The sequence below is a fragment of the Pseudomonas iridis genome (genome assembly GCF_017980685.1).
Lineage (GTDB): Bacteria > Pseudomonadota > Gammaproteobacteria > Pseudomonadales > Pseudomonadaceae > Aquipseudomonas > Aquipseudomonas iridis.
The window spans coordinates 795,318-821,396 of record NZ_JACXXO010000001.1 but is presented as its reverse complement, the minus strand read 5'-3'; the positions used below and the strand labels follow the sequence as shown (position 1 = coordinate 821,396).

General features: G+C 59.6%; 26 protein-coding genes. 16 read left to right on the top strand and 10 right to left on the bottom strand.

The window, feature by feature from the left end; genetic code table 11:
• Positions 1 to 2 precede the first annotated feature (2 nt).
• Both IEQ42_RS03850 and IEQ42_RS03845 read right to left on the bottom strand, forming a co-directional pair.
• Positions 3 to 527, bottom strand: a complete 525-nt coding sequence (locus tag IEQ42_RS03850) for a KdsC family phosphatase (RefSeq protein ID WP_042557670.1) — start codon at positions 525 to 527, stop codon at positions 3 to 5.
• Positions 528 to 1,502 (bottom strand): KpsF/GutQ family sugar-phosphate isomerase, encoded by a 975-nt coding sequence (locus IEQ42_RS03845; RefSeq protein WP_210702603.1) that lies wholly within the window; start codon positions 1,500 to 1,502, stop codon positions 528 to 530. It abuts the gene before it with no gap.
• A 275-nt stretch (positions 1,503 to 1,777) separates the two neighbouring features.
• On the opposite strand from IEQ42_RS03845, the gene IEQ42_RS03840 reads away from it, so the two are divergent.
• The 10 genes from IEQ42_RS03840 (at position 1,778) to hisC (ending at position 9,736) form a co-directional block, all read left to right on the top strand.
• Positions 1,778 to 2,587 (top strand): ATP-binding cassette domain-containing protein, encoded by an 810-nt coding sequence (locus IEQ42_RS03840; RefSeq protein ID WP_210702602.1) that lies wholly within the window; start codon positions 1,778 to 1,780, stop codon positions 2,585 to 2,587.
• Positions 2,587 to 3,384, top strand: a complete 798-nt coding sequence (gene mlaE / locus IEQ42_RS03835) for a lipid asymmetry maintenance ABC transporter permease subunit MlaE (RefSeq protein ID WP_042557673.1) — start codon at positions 2,587 to 2,589, stop codon at positions 3,382 to 3,384. Before IEQ42_RS03840 ends, mlaE begins: the two co-directional genes overlap by 1 nt.
• A complete protein-coding gene (gene mlaD, locus IEQ42_RS03830) occupies positions 3,384 to 3,851 on the top strand; it encodes an outer membrane lipid asymmetry maintenance protein MlaD (protein ID WP_210702601.1) in 468 nt (155 codons plus the stop codon). The genes mlaE and mlaD overlap by 1 nt, the downstream gene beginning before the upstream one ends.
• Before the next feature lie 11 nt (positions 3,852 to 3,862).
• Positions 3,863 to 4,516, top strand: coding sequence for an MlaC/ttg2D family ABC transporter substrate-binding protein (locus IEQ42_RS03825; protein ID WP_210702600.1), 654 nt, complete (start codon positions 3,863 to 3,865; stop codon positions 4,514 to 4,516).
• On the top strand, positions 4,513 to 4,818 hold the full coding sequence (locus IEQ42_RS03820) for an STAS domain-containing protein (RefSeq protein WP_042557676.1): 306 nt from the start codon (positions 4,513 to 4,515) through the stop codon (positions 4,816 to 4,818). Before IEQ42_RS03825 ends, IEQ42_RS03820 begins: the two co-directional genes overlap by 4 nt.
• Positions 4,819 to 4,933: 115 nt before the next feature.
• On the top strand, positions 4,934 to 5,173 hold the full coding sequence (locus tag IEQ42_RS03815; protein WP_007912386.1) for a BolA family protein: 240 nt from the start codon (positions 4,934 to 4,936) through the stop codon (positions 5,171 to 5,173).
• Between the two features lie 22 nt (positions 5,174 to 5,195).
• Entirely contained in the window at positions 5,196 to 6,461 is a 1,266-nt protein-coding gene (gene murA / locus IEQ42_RS03810; RefSeq protein ID WP_210702599.1) for a UDP-N-acetylglucosamine 1-carboxyvinyltransferase, read from the top strand.
• A 134-nt stretch (positions 6,462 to 6,595) separates the two neighbouring features.
• The gene (gene hisG, locus IEQ42_RS03805) at positions 6,596 to 7,231 is read left to right on the top strand and encodes an ATP phosphoribosyltransferase (protein WP_008085048.1); all 636 of its coding nucleotides are present in this window, start codon (positions 6,596 to 6,598) and stop codon (positions 7,229 to 7,231) included.
• A gap of 124 nt (positions 7,232 to 7,355) precedes the next feature.
• Positions 7,356 to 8,681 carry a histidinol dehydrogenase gene (gene hisD / locus IEQ42_RS03800; protein WP_042557678.1) on the top strand — a complete coding sequence of 442 codons (1,326 nt, stop codon included), beginning with the start codon at positions 7,356 to 7,358 and terminating at the stop codon, positions 8,679 to 8,681.
• A 2-nt stretch (positions 8,682 to 8,683) separates the two neighbouring features.
• Positions 8,684 to 9,736: a histidinol-phosphate transaminase gene (gene hisC, locus IEQ42_RS03795; protein WP_210702598.1), complete on the top strand. Its 1,053-nt coding sequence runs from the start codon at positions 8,684 to 8,686 to the stop codon at positions 9,734 to 9,736.
• A 209-nt stretch (positions 9,737 to 9,945) separates the two neighbouring features.
• On the opposite strand, the gene IEQ42_RS03790 is transcribed toward hisC, so the two are convergent.
• The 3 genes from IEQ42_RS03790 to algW all read right to left on the bottom strand — a co-directional run bounded on the left by IEQ42_RS03790 (position 9,946) and on the right by algW (position 14,040).
• Positions 9,946 to 10,665, bottom strand: a complete 720-nt coding sequence (locus IEQ42_RS03790) for a DUF4198 domain-containing protein (RefSeq protein WP_210702597.1) — start codon at positions 10,663 to 10,665, stop codon at positions 9,946 to 9,948.
• A 12-nt stretch (positions 10,666 to 10,677) separates the two neighbouring features.
• Positions 10,678 to 12,795 carry a TonB-dependent siderophore receptor gene (locus IEQ42_RS03785; RefSeq protein WP_210702596.1) on the bottom strand — a complete coding sequence of 706 codons (2,118 nt, stop codon included), beginning with the start codon at positions 12,793 to 12,795 and terminating at the stop codon, positions 10,678 to 10,680.
• An 87-nt stretch (positions 12,796 to 12,882) separates the two neighbouring features.
• Positions 12,883 to 14,040 (bottom strand): Do family serine endopeptidase AlgW, encoded by a 1,158-nt coding sequence (algW, locus tag IEQ42_RS03780; RefSeq protein ID WP_042557682.1) that lies wholly within the window; start codon positions 14,038 to 14,040, stop codon positions 12,883 to 12,885.
• Positions 14,041 to 14,143: 103 nt separating this feature from the next.
• Here algW and IEQ42_RS03775 point away from each other — a divergent pair, with 103 nt between their 5' ends.
• From IEQ42_RS03775 to cysN, 3 genes are all read left to right on the top strand, one after another.
• Positions 14,144 to 14,902 carry a Nif3-like dinuclear metal center hexameric protein gene (locus IEQ42_RS03775; RefSeq protein WP_042557683.1) on the top strand — a complete coding sequence of 253 codons (759 nt, stop codon included), beginning with the start codon at positions 14,144 to 14,146 and terminating at the stop codon, positions 14,900 to 14,902.
• A gap of 250 nt (positions 14,903 to 15,152) precedes the next feature.
• On the top strand, positions 15,153 to 16,070 hold the full coding sequence (cysD, locus tag IEQ42_RS03770) for a sulfate adenylyltransferase subunit CysD (protein WP_007912374.1): 918 nt from the start codon (positions 15,153 to 15,155) through the stop codon (positions 16,068 to 16,070).
• A 9-nt stretch (positions 16,071 to 16,079) separates the two neighbouring features.
• The gene (gene cysN / locus IEQ42_RS03765) at positions 16,080 to 17,978 is read left to right on the top strand and encodes a sulfate adenylyltransferase subunit CysN (RefSeq protein ID WP_210702595.1); all 1,899 of its coding nucleotides are present in this window, start codon (positions 16,080 to 16,082) and stop codon (positions 17,976 to 17,978) included.
• A 205-nt stretch (positions 17,979 to 18,183) separates the two neighbouring features.
• On the opposite strand, the gene IEQ42_RS03760 is transcribed toward cysN, so the two are convergent.
• Genes IEQ42_RS03760 through IEQ42_RS03750 form a run of 3 tightly spaced genes read right to left on the bottom strand, consistent with a single transcriptional unit; the run spans position 18,184 to position 21,576 of the window.
• Positions 18,184 to 19,089 (bottom strand): acyltransferase, encoded by a 906-nt coding sequence (locus IEQ42_RS03760; protein WP_210702594.1) that lies wholly within the window; start codon positions 19,087 to 19,089, stop codon positions 18,184 to 18,186.
• On the bottom strand, positions 19,090 to 21,189 hold the full coding sequence (pta, locus tag IEQ42_RS03755; RefSeq protein ID WP_042557686.1) for a phosphate acetyltransferase: 2,100 nt from the start codon (positions 21,187 to 21,189) through the stop codon (positions 19,090 to 19,092).
• A gap of 60 nt (positions 21,190 to 21,249) precedes the next feature.
• Entirely contained in the window at positions 21,250 to 21,576 is a 327-nt protein-coding gene (locus IEQ42_RS03750; protein ID WP_210702593.1) for a DUF3565 domain-containing protein, read from the bottom strand.
• Here IEQ42_RS03750 and IEQ42_RS03745 point away from each other — a divergent pair.
• From IEQ42_RS03745 to IEQ42_RS03735, 3 genes are all read left to right on the top strand, one after another.
• Positions 21,545 to 22,030 (top strand): FKBP-type peptidyl-prolyl cis-trans isomerase, encoded by a 486-nt coding sequence (locus tag IEQ42_RS03745; protein WP_042557688.1) that lies wholly within the window; start codon positions 21,545 to 21,547, stop codon positions 22,028 to 22,030. The genes IEQ42_RS03750 and IEQ42_RS03745 overlap by 32 nt on opposite strands.
• A 123-nt stretch (positions 22,031 to 22,153) precedes the next feature.
• Positions 22,154 to 22,636, top strand: coding sequence for a glutathione peroxidase (locus tag IEQ42_RS03740; protein WP_210702592.1), 483 nt, complete (start codon positions 22,154 to 22,156; stop codon positions 22,634 to 22,636).
• A 181-nt stretch (positions 22,637 to 22,817) separates the two neighbouring features.
• On the top strand, positions 22,818 to 23,921 hold the full coding sequence (locus IEQ42_RS03735; RefSeq protein ID WP_210702591.1) for an NADH:flavin oxidoreductase: 1,104 nt from the start codon (positions 22,818 to 22,820) through the stop codon (positions 23,919 to 23,921).
• Positions 23,922 to 24,057: 136 nt separating this feature from the next.
• Here IEQ42_RS03735 and IEQ42_RS03730 read toward each other — a convergent pair whose 3' ends face one another.
• On the bottom strand, positions 24,058 to 25,257 hold the full coding sequence (locus tag IEQ42_RS03730; protein WP_210702590.1) for a glycosyltransferase family 4 protein: 1,200 nt from the start codon (positions 25,255 to 25,257) through the stop codon (positions 24,058 to 24,060).
• Positions 25,258 to 25,311: 54 nt separating this feature from the next.
• Positions 25,312 to 26,064, bottom strand: a complete 753-nt coding sequence (gene cysZ / locus IEQ42_RS03725; protein ID WP_042557692.1) for a sulfate transporter CysZ — start codon at positions 26,062 to 26,064, stop codon at positions 25,312 to 25,314.
• Between the last annotated feature and the right edge of the window lie 15 nt (positions 26,065 to 26,079).

The following is a 26,079-nucleotide window of genomic DNA, read 5'->3' as shown; positions in this document are numbered from 1 at the left end:
GCTCACAGGTACGCGGCGTTGGCCGCATCGAGGCGGCCCTGGGCGCGCAGGATCAATTCGCAGAATTCGCGGGCAGCACCTTCACCGCCTCGGGCGCGGGTAACGCCATGGGCGTGTTCGCGGACGAAATCAGCGGCGTTGGCGACGGCCATGCCCAGCCCGACGCGGCGGATCACCGGCAGGTCAGGCAAATCGTCGCCCAGATAGGCGACTTGTTCATAGCTTAGGCCCAGTTGCTCAAGTAGACCGTCCAGAACCACCAATTTGTCTTCGCGTCCCTGAAACAGGTGTGGGATGCCGAGGTTTTTCGCCCGGCGTTCGACCACGGGTGTCTTGCGGCCGCTGATGATGGCGGTCTGCACGCCGGCGTTCATGAGCATCTTGATGCCTTGGCCGTCGAGGGTGTTGAAGGTCTTGAACTCGCTACCGTCTTCAAGAAAGTACAGGCGTCCGTCAGTCAGGACGCCATCGACGTCGAAAACTGCCAGTTTGATGGCTTTGCCGCGTTGCAGCAGATCGGTGCTCATTTACATGACTCCTGCGCGCAGCAGATCGGAGAGGTTGAAGGCGCCGACCGGGCGATCCTCCTCGTCGACCACTACCAGCGCATTGATTCGGTGGTCTTCCATGATTTTCAGGGCTTCGGCGGCGAGCATCTCGGGCCGGGCGGTCTTGCCGTGGGCTGTCATCACCTGGTCGATGGTCGCACTGCGGATATCGATGCTGCGATCAAGGGTGCGGCGCAAATCGCCGTCGGTGAAGATCCCGGCGAGTTTGCCGTCGGTTTCAAGAATGACGGTCATGCCCAGACCCTTGCGAGTCATTTCCATCAGCGCGTCCTTGAGCAGCGTGCCGCGTTGAACCTGCGGCAACTCCTGCCCGGCGTGCATGACGTTTTCCACTTTCAGCAACAGGCGGCGGCCAAGGGCGCCACCTGGATGGGAGAAGGCGAAGTCTTCAGCAGTAAACCCTCGAGCCTCCAGCAATGCGACGGCCAGGGCATCGCCCATGACCAGGGCTGCAGTGGTCGACGAGGTTGGCGCCAGGTTCAGCGGGCAGGCTTCGTGCTCGACGTGAACGTTGAGGTTCACTTCGGCGGCTTTGGCCAGCGGCGAGGCCGGATTGCCGGTGACGCTGATCAACTGGATGCCCAGACGCTTGATCAACGGCAGCAGGGTGACGATTTCGTTGGTCGAGCCGGAGTTTGAGAGGGCCAGGATCACGTCGTCGCGGGTGATCATGCCCATGTCGCCATGACTGGCTTCGGCCGGGTGAACGAAAAAGGCCGGGGTGCCGGTACTGGCCAGAGTCGCGGCGATCTTGTTGCCGACGTGCCCTGATTTGCCCATGCCGACCACGACCACACGGCCCTTGCTGGCCAGAATCATCTCGCAGGCGCGTACGAAATCGGCGTCGATATGGGGTAACAAGCCTTGTACGGCTTCCACTTCGAGGCGAATGGTGCGTTGTGCCGATTGAATCAGGTCGCTGGATTGGCTCATGTCAGAAATCGTATAGCCCGATGAAAAGGCGGCGATTATAGCGGTTATGTAGCAAAGCCTCACGCAAGTTCGTCATGCTTTGTCATCCCGCGTTACCAAAACCCGGCAAAAGCGCCTCCGCACCTGTCATCTCGCTGAATACGGGCCGGCACAAGCCTTGGGCGCTTGGCCTTTGCAGTGATATAGTTCGCCGCCAGTTCGGCCTGCCCGGGACGTACGTGCTTTTTCACTAAAGCCAGGCGTCCGAGTGAGAGGCTGCATCGCAAGGAGTTTAGATGAGTGCCGATAACGCCTACGCGGTCGAGCTGAAGGGAGTTTCCTTCAAGCGCGGTGCGCGCAGCATTTTCAATAACGTCGATATTCGCATCCCGCGCGGCAAGGTCACCGGCATCATGGGACCTTCCGGGTGTGGCAAGACCACGCTGCTGCGGTTGATGGGGGCTCAGTTGCGCCCTGCCAGCGGCGAAGTCTGGGTCAACGGCCAGAACCTGCCTACGCTGTCGCGCAGCGATCTGTTCGATGCGCGCAAGCATATGGGTGTGCTGTTCCAGAGCGGCGCACTGTTCACCGATCTCGATGTTTTCGAGAACGTCGCTTTTCCCCTGCGCGTTCATACTCAGTTGCCGGAAGAAATGATCCGCGACATCGTCTTGCTGAAATTGCAGGCGGTGGGGTTGCGCGGTGCCATCGAGCTGATGCCCGATGAACTGTCCGGTGGCATGAAGCGTCGCGTGGCTCTGGCCCGTGCCATTGCGCTGGATCCGCAGATCCTGTTTTACGACGAGCCGTTCGTCGGTCAGGACCCGATCGCCATGGGCGTATTGGTACGTCTGATCCGTCTGCTCAATGATGCGTTGGGCATCACCAGTATTGTGGTGTCCCACGATCTGGCTGAAACCGCGAGCATTGCCGACTACATCTATGTAGTGGGTGACGGTCAGGTGCTGGGGCAGGGTACGCCGGACGAGTTGATGAACTCGGATGAGCCGCGTATCCGTCAGTTCATGTCCGGTAATCCCGATGGCCCGGTGCCGTACCATTTTCCAGCGACGGACTACCGCGCAGATCTTCTGGGGAAGCGCTGATGCGCAGAATTTCATTAATAGAACGCGTGCGCCGGTTCGGCGAAGCGGCGATCGACGCCATTGCGGTGTTCGGTCGGGCGACGCTGTTCCTGTTTCACGCTTTGGTTGGACGTGGCGGCATCAGTGGCGGATTTGGCCTGCTGGTCAAGCAACTGCATTCGGTCGGCGTCATGTCGCTGGTGATCATTGTGGTCTCCGGGGTTTTCATCGGCATGGTTCTGGCCTTGCAGGGGTTCAGTATCCTCTCGAGCTACGGTTCGGAGCAGGCGGTAGGGCAGATGGTTGCGCTGACACTGCTGCGTGAGCTGGGTCCGGTGGTGACCGCACTGTTGTTTGCCGGGCGCGCCGGTTCGGCGTTGACCGCGGAAATCGGCAACATGAAGTCCACCGAACAGCTTTCCAGCCTGGAAATGATCGGTGTCGACCCGCTCAAATACATTATTGCCCCGCGTCTGTGGGCCGGTTTCATTTCCCTGCCGGTGCTGGCAATGATTTTCAGCGTGGTGGGCATCTGGGGCGGTTCGTGGGTCGCTGTCGACTGGCTGGGTGTTTATGAAGGGTCTTACTGGTCGAACATGCAAAACAGCGTGACCTTCACCAGTGACGTGCTCAACGGCGTCATCAAAAGTATTGTTTTCGCCTTCGTCGTCACCTGGATTGCCGTATTCCAAGGCTATGACTGTGAGCCCACTTCCGAGGGGATCAGTCGTGCCACCACCAAGACCGTAGTGTTTGCCTCGCTGGCAGTACTGGGTCTGGACTTTATTCTGACCGCTTTGATGTTTGGAGATTTCTGATGCAAAACCGCACCCTGGAAATCGGTGTCGGCCTGTTCCTGCTGGCAGGGATCCTGGCCTTGTTGCTGCTTGCGTTGCGGGTCAGTGGCCTGTCTCCGACTTCGACCACCGACACTTATAAGCTGTATGCCTACTTCGACAATATCGCCGGTCTGACGGTCAGAGCCAAAGTGACCATGGCCGGTGTCACCATCGGCAAAGTCACGGCAATCGATCTGGACCGCGACAGCTTCACCGGTCGGGTGACACTGCAAGTGGACAAGAAAGTCGACAATCTGCCGACCGACTCCACAGCGTCTATCCTGACCGCTGGTCTGCTGGGCGAGAAGTACATCGGTATCAGCGTAGGCGGGGAAGACACCGTTCTGAAGGATGGTGGAACCATTCACGACACGCAGTCGTCTCTGGTACTGGAAGACCTGATCGGTAAATTCCTGCTCAATACCGTTAGCAAAGACGCCAAATGAGGAGCTTTTGAATGATCTCTATCTTGCGACGCAGCCTGTTGGTGTTACTGGCGGCTCTGCCTTTGATGGGTAACGCTGTGGCTGCAACGTCGGCCCATGAACTGGTTCAGGACACAACCACCCGGTTGCTGGCCGATCTGGCTGCCAACAAAGAGAAATACAAGCAGGATCCGACCGACTTCTACGCGGCGCTCAACAATATTGTCGGGCCGGTGGTGGATGCCGAGGGCATTTCGAAAAGCATCATGACGGTGAAGTATTCGCGCAAGGCCACGCCGGCGCAGATGCAAACCTTCCAGGAAAACTTCAAGAAAGGTCTGTTCCAGTTCTACGGCAACGCCTTGCTCGAGTACAACAACCAGGGCATCACCGTTGAACCTGCCAAGGATGAGTCGGGCGATCGCACCAGCGTCAACATGACCGTCAAGGGCAGCAGTGGCGCGGTCTACCCTGTGCAGTACACGCTGGAGAAGATCAACGGCGAGTGGAAACTGCGCAACGTGATCATCAACGGTATCAACATCGGCAAGCTGTTCCGTGATCAGTTCGCTGACGCGATGCAGCGCAATGGCAACAATCTGGACGCGACCATCAACGGTTGGGCCGGGGAAGTGGCCAAGGCCAAGGAAACCACCGAAAAAGCTGCCGAGAAGCCAGCGCAATGAATGAGGCCGCAGTTCGTATGAGTGATGTAGACGAGCTCTTGCTCAGCGGAGTGCTGGATTACCGCACCGGGCCTGATCTGCGCAAGGAAGGTCAGGCGCTGATCAAGTCCAGCAAGGCGTCTTCGCTGGTCATCGACTGCTCGGCCGTAAAGAAATCCAGCAGCGTCGGCTTGTCGTTGCTGCTGTGTTTCATGCGCGATGCACAGGCAGCCGGCAAGGCTGTCAGCATCCGCGCGATGCCCGAAGACATGCGCGAAATTGCTCAGGTCAGTGAGCTGACCGAACTCTTGGCGCAACCCTGAACCCGCATCATTAAAGAAGCCCCCCGTCAGAGTCCTGCCATGCGGGGTTCGCAGGCGCGGGGCTTTTTTGTATGATGTCCGACCCGTGCGCACAGGGCGCCGATTGAGGTTGAGCATGCAGGCCGTAGAAGTGAAGAGCTTCCTAGAAGGAAAGCTGCCCGGAACGTTGGTAGAAGTTGAGGGCGAAGGCTGCAATTTCCAGCTGAACGTGATTAGCGATGAACTGGCGGCGTTGAGCCCGGTGAAGCGTCAGCAGCAGATCTATGCCCATTTGAACCCATGGATCACCGATGGCAGCATCCATGCGGTTACTATGAAATTTTTCAGCAGCGCGGCCTGGGCCGAGCGCACCTGAGCCTAAGGGCGTCGAGATTCTTATGGATAAATTGATTATTACCGGTGGCGCTCGTCTTGATGGCGAGATCCGCATTTCCGGGGCAAAGAACTCTGCCCTGCCGATCCTGGCCGCCACCTTGTTGTGCGATGGCCCGGTAACGGTGGCTAACCTGCCGCACCTGCACGACATCACCACCATGATCGAACTGTTCGGTCGCATGGGCATCGAGCCGGTGATCGACGAGAAGCTCAGCGTCGAAATCGACCCGCGCACCATCAAGACCCTGATCGCTCCGTACGAACTGGTGAAAACCATGCGTGCGTCGATCCTGGTGCTCGGCCCGATGGTTGCGCGCTTCGGTGAAGCCGAAGTCGCACTGCCTGGCGGTTGCGCGATCGGTTCGCGTCCGGTTGACCTGCACATCCGTGGCCTCGAAGCCATGGGCGCAGTGATCGACGTCGAAGGCGGCTACATCAAGGCCAAGGCGCCTGAGGGCGGTCTGCGCGGTGCAAGCTTCTTCTTCGATACCGTCAGTGTGACCGGTACCGAAAACATCATGATGGCCGCCGCTTTGGCCAGGGGCCGCAGCGTGTTGCAGAACGCCGCCCGCGAGCCTGAAGTGGTTGACCTGGCGAACTTCCTGAACGCCATGGGCGCCAAGGTTTCCGGCGCCGGCACCGACACCATCACCATTGATGGCGTCGAGCGTCTGGGTTCGGCTTTCTACAAAGTCATGCCTGACCGTATCGAAACCGGCACTTATCTGGTCGCCGCTGCCGTGACCGGTGGCCGCGTCAAGGTCAAGGACACCGATCCGACCATCCTCGAAGCCGTTCTGGAAAAACTCCGCGAAGCCGGTGCAGAAATCACCTGCGGTGAAGACTGGATCGAGCTGGACATGCACGGCAAGCGTCCGAAAGCAGTCAACGTGCGCACTGCGCCGTATCCGGCGTTCCCGACCGACATGCAGGCGCAGTTCATCTCGCTCAACGCCATTGCCGAAGGCACTGGTGCAGTGATCGAGACGATCTTCGAAAACCGTTTCATGCACGTTTACGAACTGCACCGCATGGGCGCGCATATCCAGGTTGAAGGCAACACGGCCATTGTTACCGGTATCGAAAAGCTCAAGGGCGCGCCAGTGATGGCAACCGACCTGCGTGCTTCGGCCAGCCTGGTGATCTCGGCACTGGTTGCCGAAGGCGATACGCTGATCGACCGCATCTACCACATCGACCGTGGTTACGAGTGCATCGAAGAAAAACTGCAGATGCTGGGCGCCAAGATCCGTCGCGTTCCGGGCTGATAACTGCATGTGGACACAGGGACGTGTCCGTTGAATTCGTTTCGAATCGAGGTTTTCATCCGTGAAAACCTCGATGTGTGTCCGGCGCCGATTGCGACCGGACATGAGTACCTTGATAAGGACTGACGTTTCCCATGTTGACCATCGCACTGTCCAAGGGCCGCATCCTTGACGACACCCTGCCGCTTCTCGCTGAAGCGGGCATCGTGCCGACCGAGAATCCGGACAAGAGCCGCAAGCTGATCATCCCCACGACGCAGCCAGACGTACGCCTGCTGATCGTGCGCGCCACCGACGTGCCGACCTATGTCGAGCATGGCGCGGCCGACCTCGGCGTGGCCGGTAAAGACGTGTTGATGGAATACACCGGCCAGGGTTTGTACGAGCCACTGGACCTGCAGATCGCTCAGTGCAAACTGATGACCGCAGGCAAGATCGGCGCCGCCGAGCCAAAGGGCCGCCTGCGTGTGGCGACCAAGTTCGTCAACGTTGCCAAGCGTTATTACGCCGAGCAGGGCCGCCAGGTCGACATCATCAAACTGTACGGTTCGATGGAGCTGGCTCCGCTGATTGGCCTGGCCGACAAGATCATTGACGTGGTCGACACCGGCAACACCCTGCGCGCCAACGGTCTGGAACCTCAGGAACTGATCGCCACGATCAGCTCGCGCCTGGTGGTCAACAAGGCTTCGATGAAAATGCAACACGCCCGTATCCAGGCGTTGATCGATACCCTGCGCAACGCAGTGGAATCGCGACACCGCGGCTGATTTACTTGCGCGACCTCAGGTCGCGCCGTCTATCCGCCTCATAGCCAGAATTCTCAGGTGCCCAAGCGGATCGAATGGTAGTTTCGGGCGCCTGAGTTTTTGCCAATCCTATGAGGCTCTCGCTATGACCGCACCGACTGCAATTCGCCGACTCAACGCTGCTGACCCGGATTTCGCGCATCATCTGGATCATCTGCTGAGCTGGGAAAGTGTGTCTGACGACTCGGTCAATCAGCGCGTGCTCGACATCATCAAGGCTGTGCGCGAGCGTGGCGACGCGGCGCTGGTCGAGTTCACCAAGAAGTTCGACGGTCTCGACGTCGCCTCGATGGCGGACCTGATCCTGCCGCGCGAACGCCTGGAACTGGCCCTGACCCGCATCACCGTAGCGCAACGTGAGGCGCTGGAAAAAGCCGCGGCCCGCGTGCGCAGCTACCACGAAAAACAGAAACAGGACTCCTGGAGCTACACCGAGGCCGACGGCACGGTGCTGGGCCAGAAGGTCACGCCGCTGGATCGCGCCGGTCTTTATGTGCCGGGCGGCAAGGCGTCGTACCCGTCGTCGGTGCTGATGAACGCGATTCCGGCCAAGGTTGCCGGCGTGACCGAAGTGGTCATGGTCGTGCCGACCCCGCGCGGTGAAATCAACGAGCTGGTGCTGGCTGCCGCGTGCATTGCCGGCGTTGACCGCGTGTTCACCATCGGTGGCGCCCAAGCCGTTGCCGCGCTGGCCTATGGCACCGAAAGCGTGCCGAAAGTGGACAAGGTCGTCGGCCCTGGCAACATCTATGTCGCCACTGCCAAGCGCCACGTGTTCGGCCAGGTCGGCATCGACATGATCGCCGGCCCCTCGGAAATCCTCGTGGTGTGCGATGGTCAGACCGACCCGGACTGGATCGCCATGGACCTGTTCTCCCAGGCCGAGCACGACGAAGACGCGCAAGCGATTCTGGTCAGCCCCGACGCCGAGTTCCTCGACAAGGTCGCCGCGAGCATCGACAAGCTGCTGCCGACCATGGATCGCGCAGCCATCATCGAAACCTCGATCAATGGCCGCGGTGCGCTGATTCACGTGCGTGACATGGCCCAGGCCATCGAAGTCGCCAACCGCATTGCGCCAGAACACCTTGAGCTGTCGGTCGCCGACCCGCAGGCCTGGTTGCCGCAGATCCGCCACGCCGGTGCGATCTTCATGGGGCGCCACACCTCCGAAGCGCTGGGTGATTACTGCGCAGGCCCGAACCACGTGCTGCCGACCTCCGGCACCGCGCGATTCTCTTCGCCGCTGGGTGTGTACGACTTCCAGAAACGTTCCTCGATCATTTTCTGCTCCGAGGCCGGTGCGTCCGAGCTGGGCAAAACTGCTTCGGTCCTGGCCCGTGGTGAGTCGCTGAGCGCTCACGCACGTAGCGCCGAATACCGCATCAAAGACGAAACGAAGGGGAACTGAACATGAGCAAATTCTGGAGCCCGTTCGTCAAGGATCTGGTGCCTTATGTGCCGGGCGAGCAGCCGAAGCTGACCAGACTGGTCAAGCTCAACACCAACGAAAACCCTTACGGCCCGTCGCCAAAAGCCTTGGCGGCAATGCAGACCGAACTCAACGACAACCTGCGCCTGTACCCGGACCCGAACAGCGATTTGCTGAAAAACGCCGTCGCCACTTATTACGGCGTGCAGACCAATCAAGTGTTCCTGGGCAACGGTTCGGACGAAGTGCTCGCGCACATTTTCCATGGTTTGCTGCAACACGATCAGCCGATTCTGTTCCCGGACATCAGCTACAGCTTTTATCCGGTGTATTGCGGTTTGTACGGCATCAATTTCGACGCGGTGCCGCTGGATGCGCAGTTCCAGATCAACCCGGCGGATTACGCCAAGCCAAACGGCGGGATCATTTTCCCTAACCCGAACGCCCCGACTGGCTGCCTGTTGGCGCTGGATGCGGTTGAGCGGATTCTCATCGCCAGCCCGAACTCGGTAGTTGTGGTGGATGAGGCGTACATCGACTTCGGTGGTGAAACGGCGATCAGCCTGGTGGATCGTTATCCGAACCTGCTGGTGACGCAGACCCTGTCCAAATCCCGATCTCTGGCAGGCCTGCGGGTTGGCTTGGCGGTGGGGCATCCGGATTTGATCGAGGCGCTGGAGCGCATCAAGAACAGCTTCAACTCTTATCCGCTGGATCGCCTGGCGAACGTCGGCGCGGCGGCGGCATTCGAGGATCGTGAGTATTTCGACAAGACTTGCCGTTTGGTCATCGAAAGCCGCGAGTGGGTTGTCGCGCAATTGCAGGGCAAGGGTTTTGAGGTGTTGCCGTCGGCGGCGAACTTCATTTTTGCCCGTCACCCGCAACATGATGCAGCAGGGCTGGCGGCGAAGTTGCGCGAGCAGGGCGTGATTGTGCGGCACTTCAAGCAAGAGCGGATTGCGCAGTTCCTGCGGATTTCGATTGGCACGCCGGAGCAGAATCAGGCGCTGATCGATGGGCTTGGTGATCTCTAAAAGCAAAAGCCCCTCACCCTAACCCTCTCCCGGAGGGAGAGGGGACTGATTGGGGGATGCTTCAGCGTTACACCGACCCTGGGGAATTCTTTACCGAATCCACGATCGACCCGGTTTTGCAGGTCGATGTATGGCGCCAGACACCTCGGTCGGCTCCCTCTCCCTCTGGGAGAGGGCTGGGCGGGCGGCGTTTCCGATGAGGGGGGCTTTTATTCGTGATGCGGTTCACCCAAAAACGTAAGCGAACTAAACAACCCGCGACTATCCACATCAGCGCTGTCCTTCACCGGCACCTCAACCTGTGCCGCAATCACATTCAACCCTTCATTTCGCACCAGCACCTGCGCACGGCCGTCCTTGTCGGTCTCGGTGCTCAGGGTATTGGGTGCGCTGCGGTAATCGCCGATCAACTTGACGCCCGCCGCCGGTTTGCCATCAAGCAACACGCGCACCGGCAATGACTTGCCCGGCCCGACCGTCAGCGGATCAACTTCCGGCAGAATCAGCAACTTGATCTGATCCAGCTTGGGCAACTTCGCCCCCGGTTGATAGATCGCCAGGCTGTACTTGAACGTCTGCGTCGCCTCGACGGCGCCCGGCACTTTGCTGCGCCCTTCGTTGATCCACTTCTTGTCAGCGGTTTGCGACCACATCCCGTTATTCAACGCCACGGCCATGACCGCGGGTGTTTTCAGCGGCTTGAGACGGGCGTGATCGGGCAGGCGCTCGACGCTCACCGGGATCATCTTGCCGCCCGCGTCATAAGCCCACGCGCCACTGATTTTCTGGGCCTTGAAGGCGTTGTCTTCGGCGCCGTGACCGTAGATCACTTCGATGTTGCCGCGCCGTTGTTCGGTCCACAGGCCATGGGCCGAGGCTTGTCCGGCGAACAGCGCGGCGATGACCAGCAGGGTTTTGCCGTATTGCATGGTGACTTCCTTTTACAGATTGAGTGACAGGCTGACGGTGAAATTGCGCGGCTCGCCGGGGTTGACCCAGTAATTGCTGTAAGAGCGCTCGTAGTATTTTTCGTCGAATACGTTGTTCAGGTTCAGGCCGACGGTGACGTTGTCGCTGGCCTTGTAATGGGCCAGCAGGTCGACGGTGTGATACGCCGGCAATTCGAAATCGCTGCCGGATTCGCCCGAGCGATCACCGACGTAAGTGAACGCTGCGCCAACGTCCGAGCCGCGCAGATGCCCGTCCTGAAATTCATAAACACCCAGCAGACTGCCGCTGCGTTTGGCCACGCCGAGGATGCGGCTGCCGGTGGGAATCACGGCGTCACCCTGAGTCACTTCGGCGTCGATGTAGGCGAAGGCGCCAATCACCCGCAGGGCATCGGTGACTTGGCCGGTCACCTGCAGATCGAAGCCGCGACTGCGTGCCTTGCCCATCGCGCGGTTGGTGTCGGTGGCAGGGTCGAGCGCGAGGACGTTTTCCTTGTCGATGTGAAAGAAGGCGAGGGTGCTGCTCAGACGTTCGTCGAACAGTTCGTTTTTGATGCCGATTTCGTAGCCGACACCTTCCTCCGGATCGAAGGATTTGCCGGCCGCATCGAGGCCGTTGTTTGGTTTGAACGAGGTCGAGGCGTTGGCGAACAGGCCGGTGTCGGGCGTCAGTTGATAGAGCAGGCCGGCGCGCTGAGTGAGGGCGTCGTGGGTCTGGCGGCTGCTGGCGTTGCGGCTGTGGTCATCGATGTTTTGTTCGAAGTGTTCGAAGCGTGCGCCGATCATCCCGCGCAATTTGTCGGTAAAGACGATTTGATCCTGCAGGTTCAGCGCGTGGCTTTCGAGGTGCTCGAAAGTGTCAGTGCCCGAGCGTGCGCCGTTGGGTTTCGGCTGGCCGTAGATTGGCTTGTAGATGTCGATGGCGTAGGGGCCGCCGGCGATGGTGGTGACGCGCTCGTTCTTGCGGAAGTTCTCGTATTCGGTGCCGATCAGCAGTTCGTGCTGCCATGGGCCGAGGTCGAACAAACCACGCAATTCCAGTTGGGTGATGCTGTCGTGCCAGTTGGTATCGCGCTCGCGGTAACGGCGGTTGACGGTATGACCGTCAGTATTCAGCGGGCGACTTTCGGAAGCGTCGCCCCACAATTTGCCTTCCTTGTAATGGCTGGCCAGACGCAGTTTCCAGCTGTCGTTAAGATGATGCTCGAGCGTCGCCTGAAGCAGATTGTTGTGGTTGTCGATGTTGCCGTCGTTGGGTTCACCGAGGAACGTCGAACGAGAAACACCGCTCCATTTATTGCCAGGCGCGACGATGCCACGGTCGAACGTCGAGCTGTGGCGGACGATTTCGCTTTCCACCAACAGCGACGTATCCGGGTTCAGTTGCCAGCTGATCGAGGGCGCGACGAATACGCGTTTGCTGTCGACGTGATCGCGAAAGCTGTGGTTGTCCTCGACTGCAAGGTTGATCCGCGAGAGCACGTCACCCTGCTCATCGAGCGGCGTGTTGACGTCCAGCGCCGTGCGGTAACGATCCCAACTGCCAGCGCTGGTCTGCAACGTGGTAAAGGCTTCGGGCTGTGGTTTTTTGGTGACGATGTTCACCGTGCCACCCGGGTCGCCACGGCCATAAAGGCTGGCCGCCGGGCCTTTGAGCACTTCGATACGCTCGATATTGGCTGCGTCCGGTGTGCTCGGGTAACCGCGATTGGCGCTGAAGCCGTCCTTGTAGAACTCCGAGGTGGTGAAACCGCGCACGCTGTATTCGTAGAGCGTCAGGCCGCCGAAGTTGTTTTGCTTCGATACGCCGCCGGCGAAATCCAGCGCGCGCTCGACGCTGGTGCTGCCCAGATCCTTGAGCACGCTGGCTGGCACCACGCTGATTGCCTGAGGAATATCGCGGATCGCCGTGTCGGTTTTAGTCGCACTGGATGAGCGCGTGGCACGGTAGCCCTTGACTGGACCGGTGGGGGATTCGTAATCGGAGGTGACGCTGATCGCGTCCAGTTCGAGCGGTGGCGGCTCTTCGGCAAAGGCCGCATCGCCCAGCAAGGCAAGGGGTAGACCGAGAGTCAGGCCAAGCAGTGAGGCCTTTGTTCGAGACGACATGTTATGTTGTTCCAATTGTCAGATTGAAACAATATAACATGCCTTTTGAGAATGTCTTTTATTCGCGCCGTTGACGCGAATAAATTTTTACTCTCGTTTTTCCTGCACCGGTGCCGGCGGTGGGCGCAGGCCGATTTCCGCCGAGAGCTTGATCTCCTTGCCGTTACGCATCACTTGAATCGTGACCTTGTCGGTCGGTTTGATGCGCGCGACCTGGTTCATCGAGCGACGACCATCGCCGGCCGGTTCGCCATCAATGCTGAGAATCACGTCGCCCAATTGCAGGCCGGCCTTCTGTGCCGGGCCATCGCGGAAGATCCCGGCGACGACAATGCCCGGACGCCCGGACAGACCAAACGATTCGGCCAGTTCCTGAGTCAGCGGCTGCACTTCGATGCCGAGCCAGCCGCGAATTACCTGCCCGTGCTCGATAATCGACTTCATCACTTCCATCGCCAGTTTCACCGGGATGGCAAAACCGATGCCCTGCGAGCCACCGGACTTGGAGAAAATCGCCGTGTTGATGCCGGTGAGGTTGCCGTTGGCATCCACCAGTGCACCGCCGGAGTTACCCGGGTTGATAGCCGCGTCGGTCTGGATGAAATCTTCGTAGTTGTTCAGGCCCAACTGATTACGCCCGGTGGCGCTGATGATGCCCATGGTCACCGTCTGGCCGACGCCGAACGGGTTGCCGATGGCCAGCGCAACATCGCCGATGCGGATGCTGTCGGAACGGCCGACGGTGATCGCTGGCAGGTTTTTCAAGTCGATTTTCAGGACGGCGAGATCGGTTTCCGGGTCGCTGCCGATCACTCGGGCCAGGGTTTCCCGGCCATCCTTGAGTGCTACGACGATCTGGTCGGCGCCGCTGGTAACGTGGTTGTTGGTCAGGATGTAGCCTTCCGGGCTCATGATCACGCCGGAACCGAGGCTCGACTCCATGCGCTTCTGCTTCGGCGAGTTGTCACCAAAGAAACGGCGGAACTGTGGATCCTCGAATAAAGGATGCGCCGGCTTGTTGATGACTTTGGTGGTGTACAGGTTGACCACCGAGGGCGCGGCGATCGTCACCGCGTCGGCATAGGACACCGGCCCCTGTTGCACGAGGGTGGTCTGCGGCGCCTGTTGCAGGTTGACGTCGAGGCTCGGCAACCCGACCCACTGCGGGTATCGCTGAATAATCAACAGTGCGATAAGCACACCGGCCAACAATGGCCAGCCAAAAAAACGCAGCGCCTTGAACATTAAACACGTCCTGGAAAAGTTGCAGGCGAAGTCAGACCGCCCATAATGTCGCGCATTATACGAGGCCGCGCGTGCCTCTGAACGGGATATTTAGGAGTCTTTCATGGCCGTTGCCCTCAGCACCCTCGTCGAAGAAGCCGACCGATACCTGGCCAGTGCAAAAATTGCCGATTATTGCCCCAACGGCTTGCAGGTCGAAGGCCGTCCGCAAGTGATGCGCATCGTCAGCGGCGTCACTGCGAGCCAGGCGTTGCTCGATGCCGCCGTCGAGGCCGAGGCCGATCTGGTGCTGGTGCACCACGGTTACTTCTGGAAGGGCGAAAACCCCTGCGTCACGGGCATGAAGCAGCGTCGTTTGAAGACGTTGCTCAAGCACGACATCAGCCTGCTCGCCTATCACTTGCCGCTGGATCTGCACCCGGATGTCGGCAACAACGTGCAGTTGGCGCGTCAGTTGGACATCACCGTTGAAGGGCCGCTGGATCCGGATAATCTGAAAATAGTCGGGCTTGTCGGTTCGCTGAACGAGCCAATGACCCCGCGCGATTTCGCCCGCAAGGTCCAGGAAGTGATGGGCCGTGAACCGCTGCTGGTTGAAGGCAGCGGGATGATCCGCCGGGTAGGCTGGTGCACTGGCGGTGGTCAGGGCTACATCGATCACGGCGTGGCGGCGGGTGTCGATCTGTTTCTCAGCGGTGAAGCTTCCGAGCAGACATTTCACAGCGCCCGGGAAAACGACATCAGCTTTATCGCCGCCGGCCACCACGCCACCGAGCGTTACGGCGTGCAGGCTCTGGGTGACTATTTGGCAAAACGCTTCGCTCTCGAGCACATCTTCATCGACTGCCCGAATCCCATTTGAATCCAGCACAAATCCTGGTGGGAGCGGGCCTGCTCGCGAATACGATTTACGCTTCAATACAGCGCTGCCTGACACGACGCTTTCGCGAGCAGGCTCGCTCCCACATTGAATGCCTTCGCCCAAACGAGTGGGCATATTCATATGTCCTTTCGTTCTAGTTGGCGTCCTGATTAGAAGATGTCGCTGTGCTAGGATTCCTCGCTCGAACACGGCCCGCTGGCCGTTCATAAGAAAGCTTTCGTGAGTAGCCATGGTCGACAAACTGACGCATCTGAAACAGCTGGAGGCGGAAAGCATCCACATCATCCGCGAGGTGGCCGCCGAGTTCGATAACCCGGTGATGCTGTACTCCATCGGTAAAGACTCCGCCGTGATGCTGCACCTGGCACGCAAGGCGTTCTTCCCGGGCAAACTGCCGTTTCCGGTGATGCACGTCGACACCCGCTGGAAATTCCAGGAAATGTACAAGTTCCGCGACAAGATGGTCGAAGAGCTTGGCCTGGACCTGATCACGCACATCAACCCGGATGGCGTGGCGCAGAACATCAACCCGTTCACCCACGGCAGCGCCAAGCACACCGACATCATGAAAACCGAGGGCCTGAAACAGGCGCTCGACAAGCATGGTTTCGACGCAGCGTTCGGCGGCGCACGTCGCGATGAAGAGAAATCCCGCGCCAAAGAGCGTGTGTATTCGTTCCGCGACAGCAAACACCGCTGGGACCCGAAAAATCAGCGCCCGGAGCTGTGGAACGTCTACAACGGCAAGGTCAACAAGGGCGAATCCATTCGTGTGTTCCCGTTGTCGAACTGGACCGAGCTGGACATCTGGCAGTACATCTACCTCGAAGGCATCCCGATTGTGCCGCTGTACTTCGCCGCCGAGCGTGAAGTGATCGAGAAGAACGGCACGCTGATCATGATCGACGACGAGCGCATCCTTGAACACCTGTCCGACGAAGACAAAGCGCGCATCGTCAAAAAGAAAGTGCGTTTCCGTACCCTTGGTTGCTACCCGTTGACGGGCGCGGTGGAGTCCGAGGCCGAAAGCCTCACGGACATCATTCAGGAAATGCTCCTGACGCGAACTTCCGAGCGCCAGGGCCGGGTCATCGACCACGATGGCGCAGGCTCCATGGAAGACAAAAAACGTCAGGGTTATTTCTAAGGGGTTGTCATGTCGCACGTATCTGATTTGATCAGCGAGGACATCCTCGCCTACCTGGGCCAGCACGAACGTAAAGAGCTGCTGCGCTTTTTGACCTGCGGTAACGTCGATGACGGCAAGAGCACCCTGATCGGGCGCCTGCTGCACGACTCCAAGATGATCTACGAAGATCATCTGGAAGCCATCACTCGCGATTCGAAGAAAGTCGGCACCACTGGCGATGACATCGACCTGGCATTGTTGGTCGACGGCCTGCAGGCCGAGCGTGAGCAGGGCATCACCATTGATGTCGCCTACCGCTATTTCTCCACCGCCAAGCGCAAATTCATCATCGCCGACACCCCCGGCCATGAGCAGTACACCCGCAACATGGCCACCGGTGCGTCCACCTGTGACCTGGCGATCATCCTGGTCGACGCCCGTTACGGTGTGCAGACCCAGACCCGTCGCCACAGCTTCATCGCGTCCTTACTGGGGATCAAACACATCGTTGTCGCCATCAACAAGATGGACTTGAAAGACTTCGATGAAGGCGTGTTCGAGTCGATCAAGGCTGATTACCTGAAGTTCGCTGAAGGCTTGAAGATGAAGCCGACCAGCATGCACTTCGTGCCGATGTCTGCCCTGAAAGGCGACAACGTGGTGAGCAAATCCGAGCGCTCGCCTTGGTACACCGGTCAGTCGCTGATGGAAATTCTCGAGACCGTGGAAGTGGCGGGCGACCGCAACTTCACCGATCTGCGTTTCCCGGTGCAGTACGTCAATCGTCCAAACCTGAACTTCCGCGGTTTCGCCGGCACCCTCGCCAGCGGCATCGTCAAGAAGGGTGACGAGGTCGTGGTGCTGCCGTCGGGCAAGAGCAGCCGCGTGAAATCCATCGTCACCTTCGAAGGTGAGCTGGAGCATGCAGGGCCTGGCCAGGCTGTCACGCTGACCATGGAAGACGAAATCGACATCTCTCGCGGCGACCTGTTGGTGCATGCCGACAACGTGCCGCCGGTCACCGACAGCTTCGAAGCGATGCTGGTGTGGATGGCTGAAGAGCCGATGCTGCCAGGCAAGAAGTACGACATCAAACGGGCGACCAGTTACGTGCCGGGCTCGATTGCCAGCATCATCAACAAGGTCGACGTGAACACGCTGGAAGAAGGCCCGGCGAGCGCTTTGCAGCTCAACGAAATCGGCAAGGTCAGGATCGCGCTTGATGCGCCGATTGCCCTGGACGGTTACGAAAGCAACCGCACCACCGGCGCGTTCATCATCATCGACCGCTTGACCAACGGCACCGTTGGCGCTGGCATGATCGTCGCTCAGCCTGTTTCCCATGGCACCACGACACACCACGGCAAACTGGCGCATGTGGCAACTGAAGAACGTGCGCAGCGCTTTGGTCAGCAACCGGCCACCGTGCTGTTCAGCGGTCTGTCGGGCGCGGGCAAGAGCACGCTGGCTTATGCGGTCGAGCGCAAGTTGTTCGACCTCGGTCGTGCGGTGTTTGTGCTGGATGGCCAGAATCTGCGTCACGATCTCAATAAAGGTCTGCCGCAGGACCGCGCTGGCCGTACCGAGAACTGGCGTCGTGCCGCGCATGTGGCGCGTCAGTTTAACGAGGCTGGTTTGCTGACTCTGGCGGCGTTCGTGGCGCCGAGTGCTGAAGGGCGCGAGCAGGCCAAGGACCTGATTGGCAAGGATCGTTTGCTGACGGTCTATGTGCAGGCTTCGCCGACGGTATGTGCAGAGCGTGATCCGCAGGGGTTGTATGCGGCGGGCGGCGATAATATTCCGGGTGAGTCCTTCCCGTATGACGTGCCGTTGAATGCTGACCTGGTGATCGACACTCAGGCGCTGTCGCTGGAAGAGAGCGTCAAGCAAGTGCTGGATCTGCTGCGTCAACGTGGCGCGATTTAAGCGATAAAGCAGCTGCAAGCTTCCAGTTTCAAGCGCAAGAAAAAGCCCGCCGATGTGCAATCATCGGCGGGCTTTTTTTTTGACCTTAAGATGGCTATCGCTGGCAAGCCAGCTCCCACAGGGATTTTCAGCGCACACAAATATTGTGTAAGGCAGAGAAACCTGTGGGAGCTGGCTTGCCAGCGATGAGGTCAGAACAGACGCTTCAAGACTTCGCTGGATACTCGCGATGCATCTGTTCGAGCAGCGCGTCTTTATCCAGCCACAGCTGATTGATCCAGCCCTGGAACTGCAAACGATACTCACCGTCCTGATCGTAATTCTTGCCGATGAACTGCCGAGGAATCTTCAGCTCTTCAAAGTGCACCACTACGTCTCGCACGTTGCCGCACAGTAAATCCCAGAATCCCGGGCGCCCGGCTGGGTAGTGGATGGTCACGTTGACGATCGACTCCAACTGTTCGCCCATCGCATCCAGCACGAACGCAATGCCACCAGCCTTCGGCTTGAGCAGGTATTTGAACGGCGACTGTTGCTGTGCATGCTTGCCAGTGGTGAAGCGCGTGCCTTCGACGAAGTTGAAGATTCCCACCGGATTGTTGCGAAATTTCGCGCAGGTCTTGCGGGTGGTTTCGAGGTCTTTGCCTTTTTTCTCCGGGTGTTTTTCCAGATAGGCCTTGGAGTAGCGCTTCATGAACGGGAAGCCCAGTGCCCACCACGCCAGACCGATCACCGGCACCCAGATCAGTTCTTGCTTGAGGAAGAACTTCAGCGGCTGGATGCGACGGTTGAGCACGTATTGCAGCACCAGAATGTCGACCCAGCTCTGATGGTTGCTGGTAATCAGATAGGAGTGGTTGTAGTCGAGACCTTGCAGGCCGCTGATGTGCCAGCGCGTGCGGCGCACCAGGTTCATCCAGCCCTTGTTATTGCTGATCCACGCTTCGTGGGTGTGGCTCATCAGCCAACCGGCGATGCGCTGGGTGAAGGCGAACGGCAAGGCCTTGATCAGCGCCACGCAGAACAGAAACGAACACAGCAGAATCGTGTTGAGCGCCAACAACAGTGAGGCGATCACGCCGCGCAGCGGCGCAGGGAGGAAATCCAGCATTTACACATCCATAGGTCGGTTGGCGGCTTGAATCGCGGTGAGGGCGATGGTGTAGACGATGTCGTCGACTTGCGCGCCGCGCGGCAGGTCGTTCACCGGTTTGCGCAGGCCTTGGAGCATCGGGCCGAGGCTGACGCAGTCGGCGCTGCGCTGCACAGCTTTGTGTGTGGTGTTGCCGGTGTTCAGATCGGGGAACACAAACACTGTGGCGCGACCGGCCACCGGACTGTTCGGTGCCAGTTGCCGAGCGACGGTTTCGTTGGCGGCGGCGTCGTATTGCAGCGGGCCATCGATCAGCAGCGAGTGCTGTTGTTCGTGGGCGAGCAGGGTGGCCTCGCGGACTTTCTCGACTTCCTCGCCAGTGGCCGATTCGCCGCTGGAGTAACTGATCATCGCCACGCGCGGGGTGATGCCGAATGCTGCGGCCGAGTCGGCGCTTTGCAGGGCGATCTCTGCCAGTTCGGTGGCGCTCGGGTGCGGGTTCATCACGCAGTCGCCGTAGACCAGCACTTCCTCCGGGAACAGCATGAAGAACACCGACGACACCAGCGTGCAGCCCGGCGCGGTCTTGATCAGTTGCAGGGCCGGACGGATGGTATTGGCGGTGGTGTTGATCACGCCGGAAACCAGGCCGTCGACTTCATCCAGCGCGAGCATCATGGTGCCGATCACCACGGTGTCTTCCAGTTGCTGCTCGGCCATTGGCGCGTTGAGGCTTTTGGTCTTGCGCAGGGCAACCATCGGCTCGACGTAGCGCTCGCGGATCAGATCCGGATCGAGAATCTCCAGCCCAGGCGGCAATACGATGCCTTGGGCGCGGGCGACCGCTTCGACGTCTTCGGGTTTGGCCAGCAACACACAACGGGCTATCCCGCGTTCCTGACAAATCGCCGCCGCTTGCACGGTGAATGGCTCGCTGCCTTCAGGCAGGACGATGCGTTTGTTGGCGGCCTGGGCGCGCTGAATCAGTTGATAACGGAACACCGCCGGCGACAGGCGCATCTCGCGTGGTGTACCGCAGCGCTGGTGCAGCCAGTTGGCGTCGAGGTGGCTGGCGACGAAATCGGTGATGATCTCCGCGCGCTCGCGGTCGTCAATCGGGATTTCCTTGTTCAAGCCGTTGAGCAGGTTGGCGGTGTCGTAGGAGCCCGTGCTCACCGACAACACCGGCAATCCGGCCTGCAAGGCGCCACGGCACAAGTCCATGATGCGCGGATCGGGCAGGGTGTCGCTGGTCAGCAACAGGCCGGCCAGCGGTACGCCGTTGATCGCCGCGAGGCTGACCGCAAGGATGATGTCGTCACGATCCCCCGGCGTCACCACCAGCACGCCGGGCTTGAGCAGCTCGACGGTGTTGCGCATGGTGCGTGCGCAAATGATGATTTTGGTCATCCGGCGGGTTTCATAGTCGCCGGCGTTGAGCACTTGTGCGCCCATCAGGTCGGCGACGTCGCGGGTCCGCGGTGCATTGAGTTCAGGCTGGAACGGGATGCAGCCGAGCAGACGGAAATCACCGCTGCGCAGCAACGGCGAGTGCTCCTTCAGACGTGCGGCAAACGCTTCCATGCTCTCGTCGGTCTTGACCTTGTTGAGGATCACGCCGAGGACTTTCGGGTCCTTCGGACCCCCGAACAATTGCGCCTGCAATTCGACGCGGCCGGAGAGTTCGGCGAGCACTTCGTTTTCCGGCGCCGAGACCAGAATCACTTCGGCGTCCAGACTTTTAGCCAGATGCAGATTGACCCGTGCGGCGTAACTGGCGCTGCGGGTCGGCACCATGCCTTCAACCACCAGCACGTCTTTGCCGACGGCTGCTTGCTGATACAGGGTGATGATTTCTTCGAGCAGCTCATCGAGCTGGCCATCGCCCAGCATCCGCTCGACATGGGCCAGACCCAGCGGCTGTGGTGGTTTCAGGCCGTGGGTGCGCGCCATCAGTTCGGTGGAGCGCTCAGGGCCGGTGTCGCCCGGATGCGGTTGGGCGATTGGTTTGAAGAAACCGACTTTCAGCCCGGCCCGCTCCAGCGTACGCACCAGCCCGAGGCTGATGGAGGTCAGACCCACACCAAAATCGGTGGGTGCGATAAAAAAAGTTTGCATGCGAATTCTCTAAGGGTGCATGGCAATGGTGGCGATCTATAAGTGACTGCCTACCGAAATTCAGTCGCCAAGGTTATCGCTAACCGAGCCTTGAGCGCACCAACCGCAGGCAAAGGGTTGGCCTATTTTTTCAATACGTTGCGCCGGGTCCAGCACCCACGCGCGCGATTGCCACGGTGGCTGGTGGCGCAGGTGCTGAGTGTGGCCACAGGAAAGCTCGGCCACCCAGTGACCGTCCTCGTCCCGATGGAAGCCGGTAATCGTCGAATCCCGTTTGTCCGGGTTGTGTTCGCTTTCGCGCGTTTGCTTCGCTAAACTTGGTCTTTCTATATTCTTCTGCAAAAGGTCTCGCCCCATGCTGATCGCCGCCAATAAGGCTGTCTCCATCGACTATACCCTGACCAACGACGCTGGTGAGGTCATCGACAGCTCCGCCGGCGGCGCTCCGCTGGTCTACCTGCAAGGCGCAGGCAACATCATCCCGGGCCTGGAAAAAGCCCTGGATGGCAAAGCTGTTGGTGACGAACTGGAAGTTTCCGTTGAACCGGAAGACGCTTACGGCGAATACGCTGCCGAACTGGTCAGCACCCTGAGCCGCAGCATGTTCGAAGGCGTTGACGAGCTGGAAGTTGGCATGCAGTTCCACGCTTCGGCGCCGGACGGCCAGATGCAAATCGTCACCATCCGTGACCTGGACGGCGACGACGTCACTGTCGACGGCAACCACCCATTGGCCGGTCAGCGCCTGAACTTCAAAGTGAAGATCGTTGCTATCCGTGACGCCAGCCAGGAAGAAGTCGCTCATGGTCACGTCCATGGCGAAGGTGGCCATCAGCACTGATTTTCTGCGCTAAGCTTCGAGTACTGGAGAGGCGCCTGCGGGCGCCTTTTTTAGTCCGCGGCTGTCCTTGGTGGTCTCGCCAAGTGGCTGTTTCGAGTAGAACACGGGAATCTGGAGTTCGTCATGAGTGCTTTTCACGACCTTAAGTTGACAGCCCTGGATGGTCAGGAGCTACCGCTGGCGCCCTTCAAGGGCCAAGTGGTGCTGGTGGTCAACGTCGCCTCCAAATGCGGGTTGACCCCTCAGTACGCGGCGCTGGAAAACCTCTACCAGCAATTCAAGGGTAAAGGCTTCAGTGTATTGGGCCTGCCGTGCAACCAGTTTGCCGGTCAGGAGCCAGGCACCGAACAGGAAATCCAGGATTTCTGCAGCCTCAACTACGGCGTGACGTTCCCTTTGTCGAGCAAGCTCGAAGTCAATGGTCACGAGCGTCATCAGCTCTATCGGCTGCTGGCGGGCGAGGGCGCGGAGTTTCCTGGTGACATCACCTGGAATTTCGAGAAGTTCCTGCTTGGCAAGGACGGTCGCGTGCTGGCCCGGTTCTCGCCGCGCACGGTGCCGGATGATCCGACCGTGATTGCTGCAATCGAGAAAGCGCTGGGCTAACCCATCACGATCAAGAGATCGTCCGATCGCGGCCCGAGCCTTCGGCAGCGCCTGCAAGGGACTGCTGGGGCTGCGATCTTTTCGTTTCTATCCCTTAATCATTCAGATCAATAGTGCTGTTCAAGGCGCTCTCCGATCAATATTATCGCCGTCATAAAGTCATTCCCTGCGGAGTCTTCCCATGCCGGTTCAAGCCTTGTTCAAACCGTTCCACCTCGGCACTCTCGAACTGCCGACGCGTGTAGTCATGGCACCGATGACCCGCTCGTTTTCTCCGGGTGGCGTGCCGAACTCCAAAGTCATCGAGTACTACCGTCGTCGCGCTGCTGCTGGCGTCGGCCTGATCATCACCGAAGGCACCACCGTCGGCCATATTGCGTCCAACGGTTACCCGAATGTGCCGCAGTTCTTTGGTGAAGCACCCTTGGCCGGTTGGAAAAAAGTCGTCGACGCGGTACATGCCGAGGGCGGCAAGATCGTTCCGCAACTGTGGCACGTCGGTAGCGTGCGCCGCATCGGCACTGAACCGGACGCCAGCGTGCCGGCTTATGGCCCGTCGGAAAAACTCAAGGACGGTCAGGTCGTAGTGCACGGCATGACCAAGCAGGACATCCAGGACGTGATCGGCGCCTTCGCCCAAGCGGCCAAGGATGCCCAAGGCATCGGCATGGACGGCGTGGAAATCCACGGCGCCCATGGTTATCTGGTCGACCAGTTCTTCTGGGAAGGCAGCAACCAGCGCACTGACGAATACGGCGGCAGTCTGGCCAACCGTTCGCGCTTTGCCATTGAGCTGATTCAGGCTGTGCGTGCAGCCGTCGGCGAGGGTTTCCCGATCATCTTCCGTTTCTCGCAATGGAAACAGCAGGATTACGCCGCACGGCTGGTGCAAACTCCGGAAGCCTTGGGTGAATTCCTCAAGCCGCTGTCCGACGCTGGCGTGGACATTTTCCACTGCTCGACGCGGCGTTTCTGGGAGCCGGAATTCGACGGCTCCGAGCTGAACCTGGCTGGCTGGACGCGCAAGCTGACCGGCAAACCGACCATCACCGTTGGCAGCGTAGGCCTGGATGGCGAGTTCCTGCAGTTCATGGTCAACACTGACAAGGTCGCAGAACCGGCCAGTCTGGAGAACCTGCTCGAGCGTCTGAACAAAGAGGAATTCGATCTGGTCGCGGTGGGGCGCGCACTGCTGGTCGATCCGGATTGGGCACTGAAAGTGCGCGAAGGGCGTGAGCAGGACATTCTGCCGTTCAGCCGTGAGGCGTTGATGACGCTGGTTTAAGCGGCGCCATTACTGACCCCTTCGCGAGCAGGCTCGCTCCCACAGGTTTCTCCGGTATTCACAAATCCTGTGTTCACTGGAGATCCCTTGTGGGAGCGAGCCTGCTCGCGAAGGTGGCTTCAAGACCAGTAAAGATCTATGGCAATGTCTGTGCATTGGGGACAATCTGCTCCCCAACGCACGCCCCGCGCAAATGCCCTTCAAACTGCTCGATAATCGCCGCCCACCCCTGGCGGCTCGCATGCTGGCGCGCATTCAGGCGCACGCAGCGCAACGTTTCGTACTTCTCCAGCAACCACGCCGCCGCATCGCAAAACGCCTCTTCATCGCCCGGCATCGCCAGCACGCCGCTGTAGCCGTGGCGAATATGCTGCGCCGCCGCTGCCTGATCGTAGGCCACCACACCAAGCCCTGACGCCAGCGCTTCGAGCACGACATTGCCAAAGGTTTCGGTCAGGCTCGGAAACAGAAACACATCGCCGGACGCATAGTGCGCGGCCAGCGCTTCACCGCGCTGCGACCCGCAGAAAATCGCCTCGGGCAGATCTTTTTCCAGCGCCATGCGTTGCGGCCCGTCGCCGATCACGATCAGCTTCAGAGTGCGCTGTGGATAAGTGTCGCGCAGCTTTTCAAAGCAGCGTTTGAGCAAACCGAGGTTTTTCTCTGGCGCGAGCCTTCCTACGTGAATCACCGCAATATCGCGCTCGCCCAGTCCCCATTGCTCACGCAGGGCATTCAGGCGTTTGGCGGGATGAAACAACTGGCTGTCCACACCTCGGGACAACAACGCCAGTCGTTCGAAATGCCGCCGCTCCAGTTCCAGTCGCTGACTGATACTCGGCACCAGTGTCAGCGCCGAACGGTTGTGGAACCAGCGCAAATAATGCGTCAGGAGCCGCGTCAACAAACCGAGGCCGTATTGGCTGGTGTATTGCTGGAAATTGGTATGGAAACCACTGACCACCGAAATCCCCAGGCGCCGCGCCGCTCGCAACGCCGACAGACCGAGCGGGCCTTCAGTGGCGATGTACAGCACGTCCGGACGCTGGTGCTTCCAGCGCCGCAGCAACTTGTGCATCGACGACTGGCCCCATTGCAATCCGGGATAGCCCGGCAGCGGCCAGCCCCGGCACAAGAGCAAGCCATCGTCTTCAGTACGCTGCGGATCGTCGGCCTGACGTGGGCGTATCAGGTCGACCCGATGTCCACGCGCGCGCAGTCCATCGCACAAGCGGCCAAGGGTATTGGCCACGCCGTTGATTTCCGGTGGGAAAGTTTCGCTGATCAGAGTGATATGTAGAGCTGTCGTCATGACCTCAGTGTCGGCTGAGGCCATGTCGTGCTTGTGACGTTCGGATGATGGATTTGTGACGGGCTGTTTTTGAGCGCTTCAGCGCTGAGTCACGAGATTTTCGGCACCGCGCTCACGTACCCAGAACAACGTTGCCCCAGCCACCGCGGCCGGCATCATCAGGATGTTGACCACCGGAATCAGCAGCACCAGATAGACGATCCCGCCGAAACTCATGCTCTGCCAGCGCTTCTCGCGCAGCCAGGCGAGCATCTCGTTCCAGCCCAGTTTGTGGTTGTCTGCCGGGTAGTCGATGTACTGGATCGCCATCATCCACACGCCGAACAACAGCCACAGCGGCGCGGCGATGATGTTTACCACGGGGATGAACGAGAGAATGAACAGGCCGATCGCCCGAGGCAGGAAGTAGCCGAGTTTGCGCATTTCCCGGGCCAGGGTACGCGGGACCATGGCGACCAGCTCACCCCAGCTGAAGGCCGGGAAGTCGTCGGTGCCACGCACCACCACTTCGACTTTTTCCGCGAGGAAACCGTTGAACGGCGCAGCAATGATATTGGCCAGCATGGTGAACGTGAAAAACACCATCAACGCCACCAGCACCACGAACAGCGGCCACAGGATATAACTGAGGAAACTCAGCCACTCGGGCAGCGATGGCATCAGCGTGTCGACCCACAGACTGAACTGGTGGCCGGCCAGATAGATCAATCCGACGAACAGCACAAGGTTGATCGCCAGCGGCAGCAACACGAACAGGCGCAGGCCGGGACTGAGAACCAGTTTGAGGCCTTCGCGCAGGTATTGCGGGCCAGACAGAACAGGGGCGGGCATAGGGTGCTCCGAGCA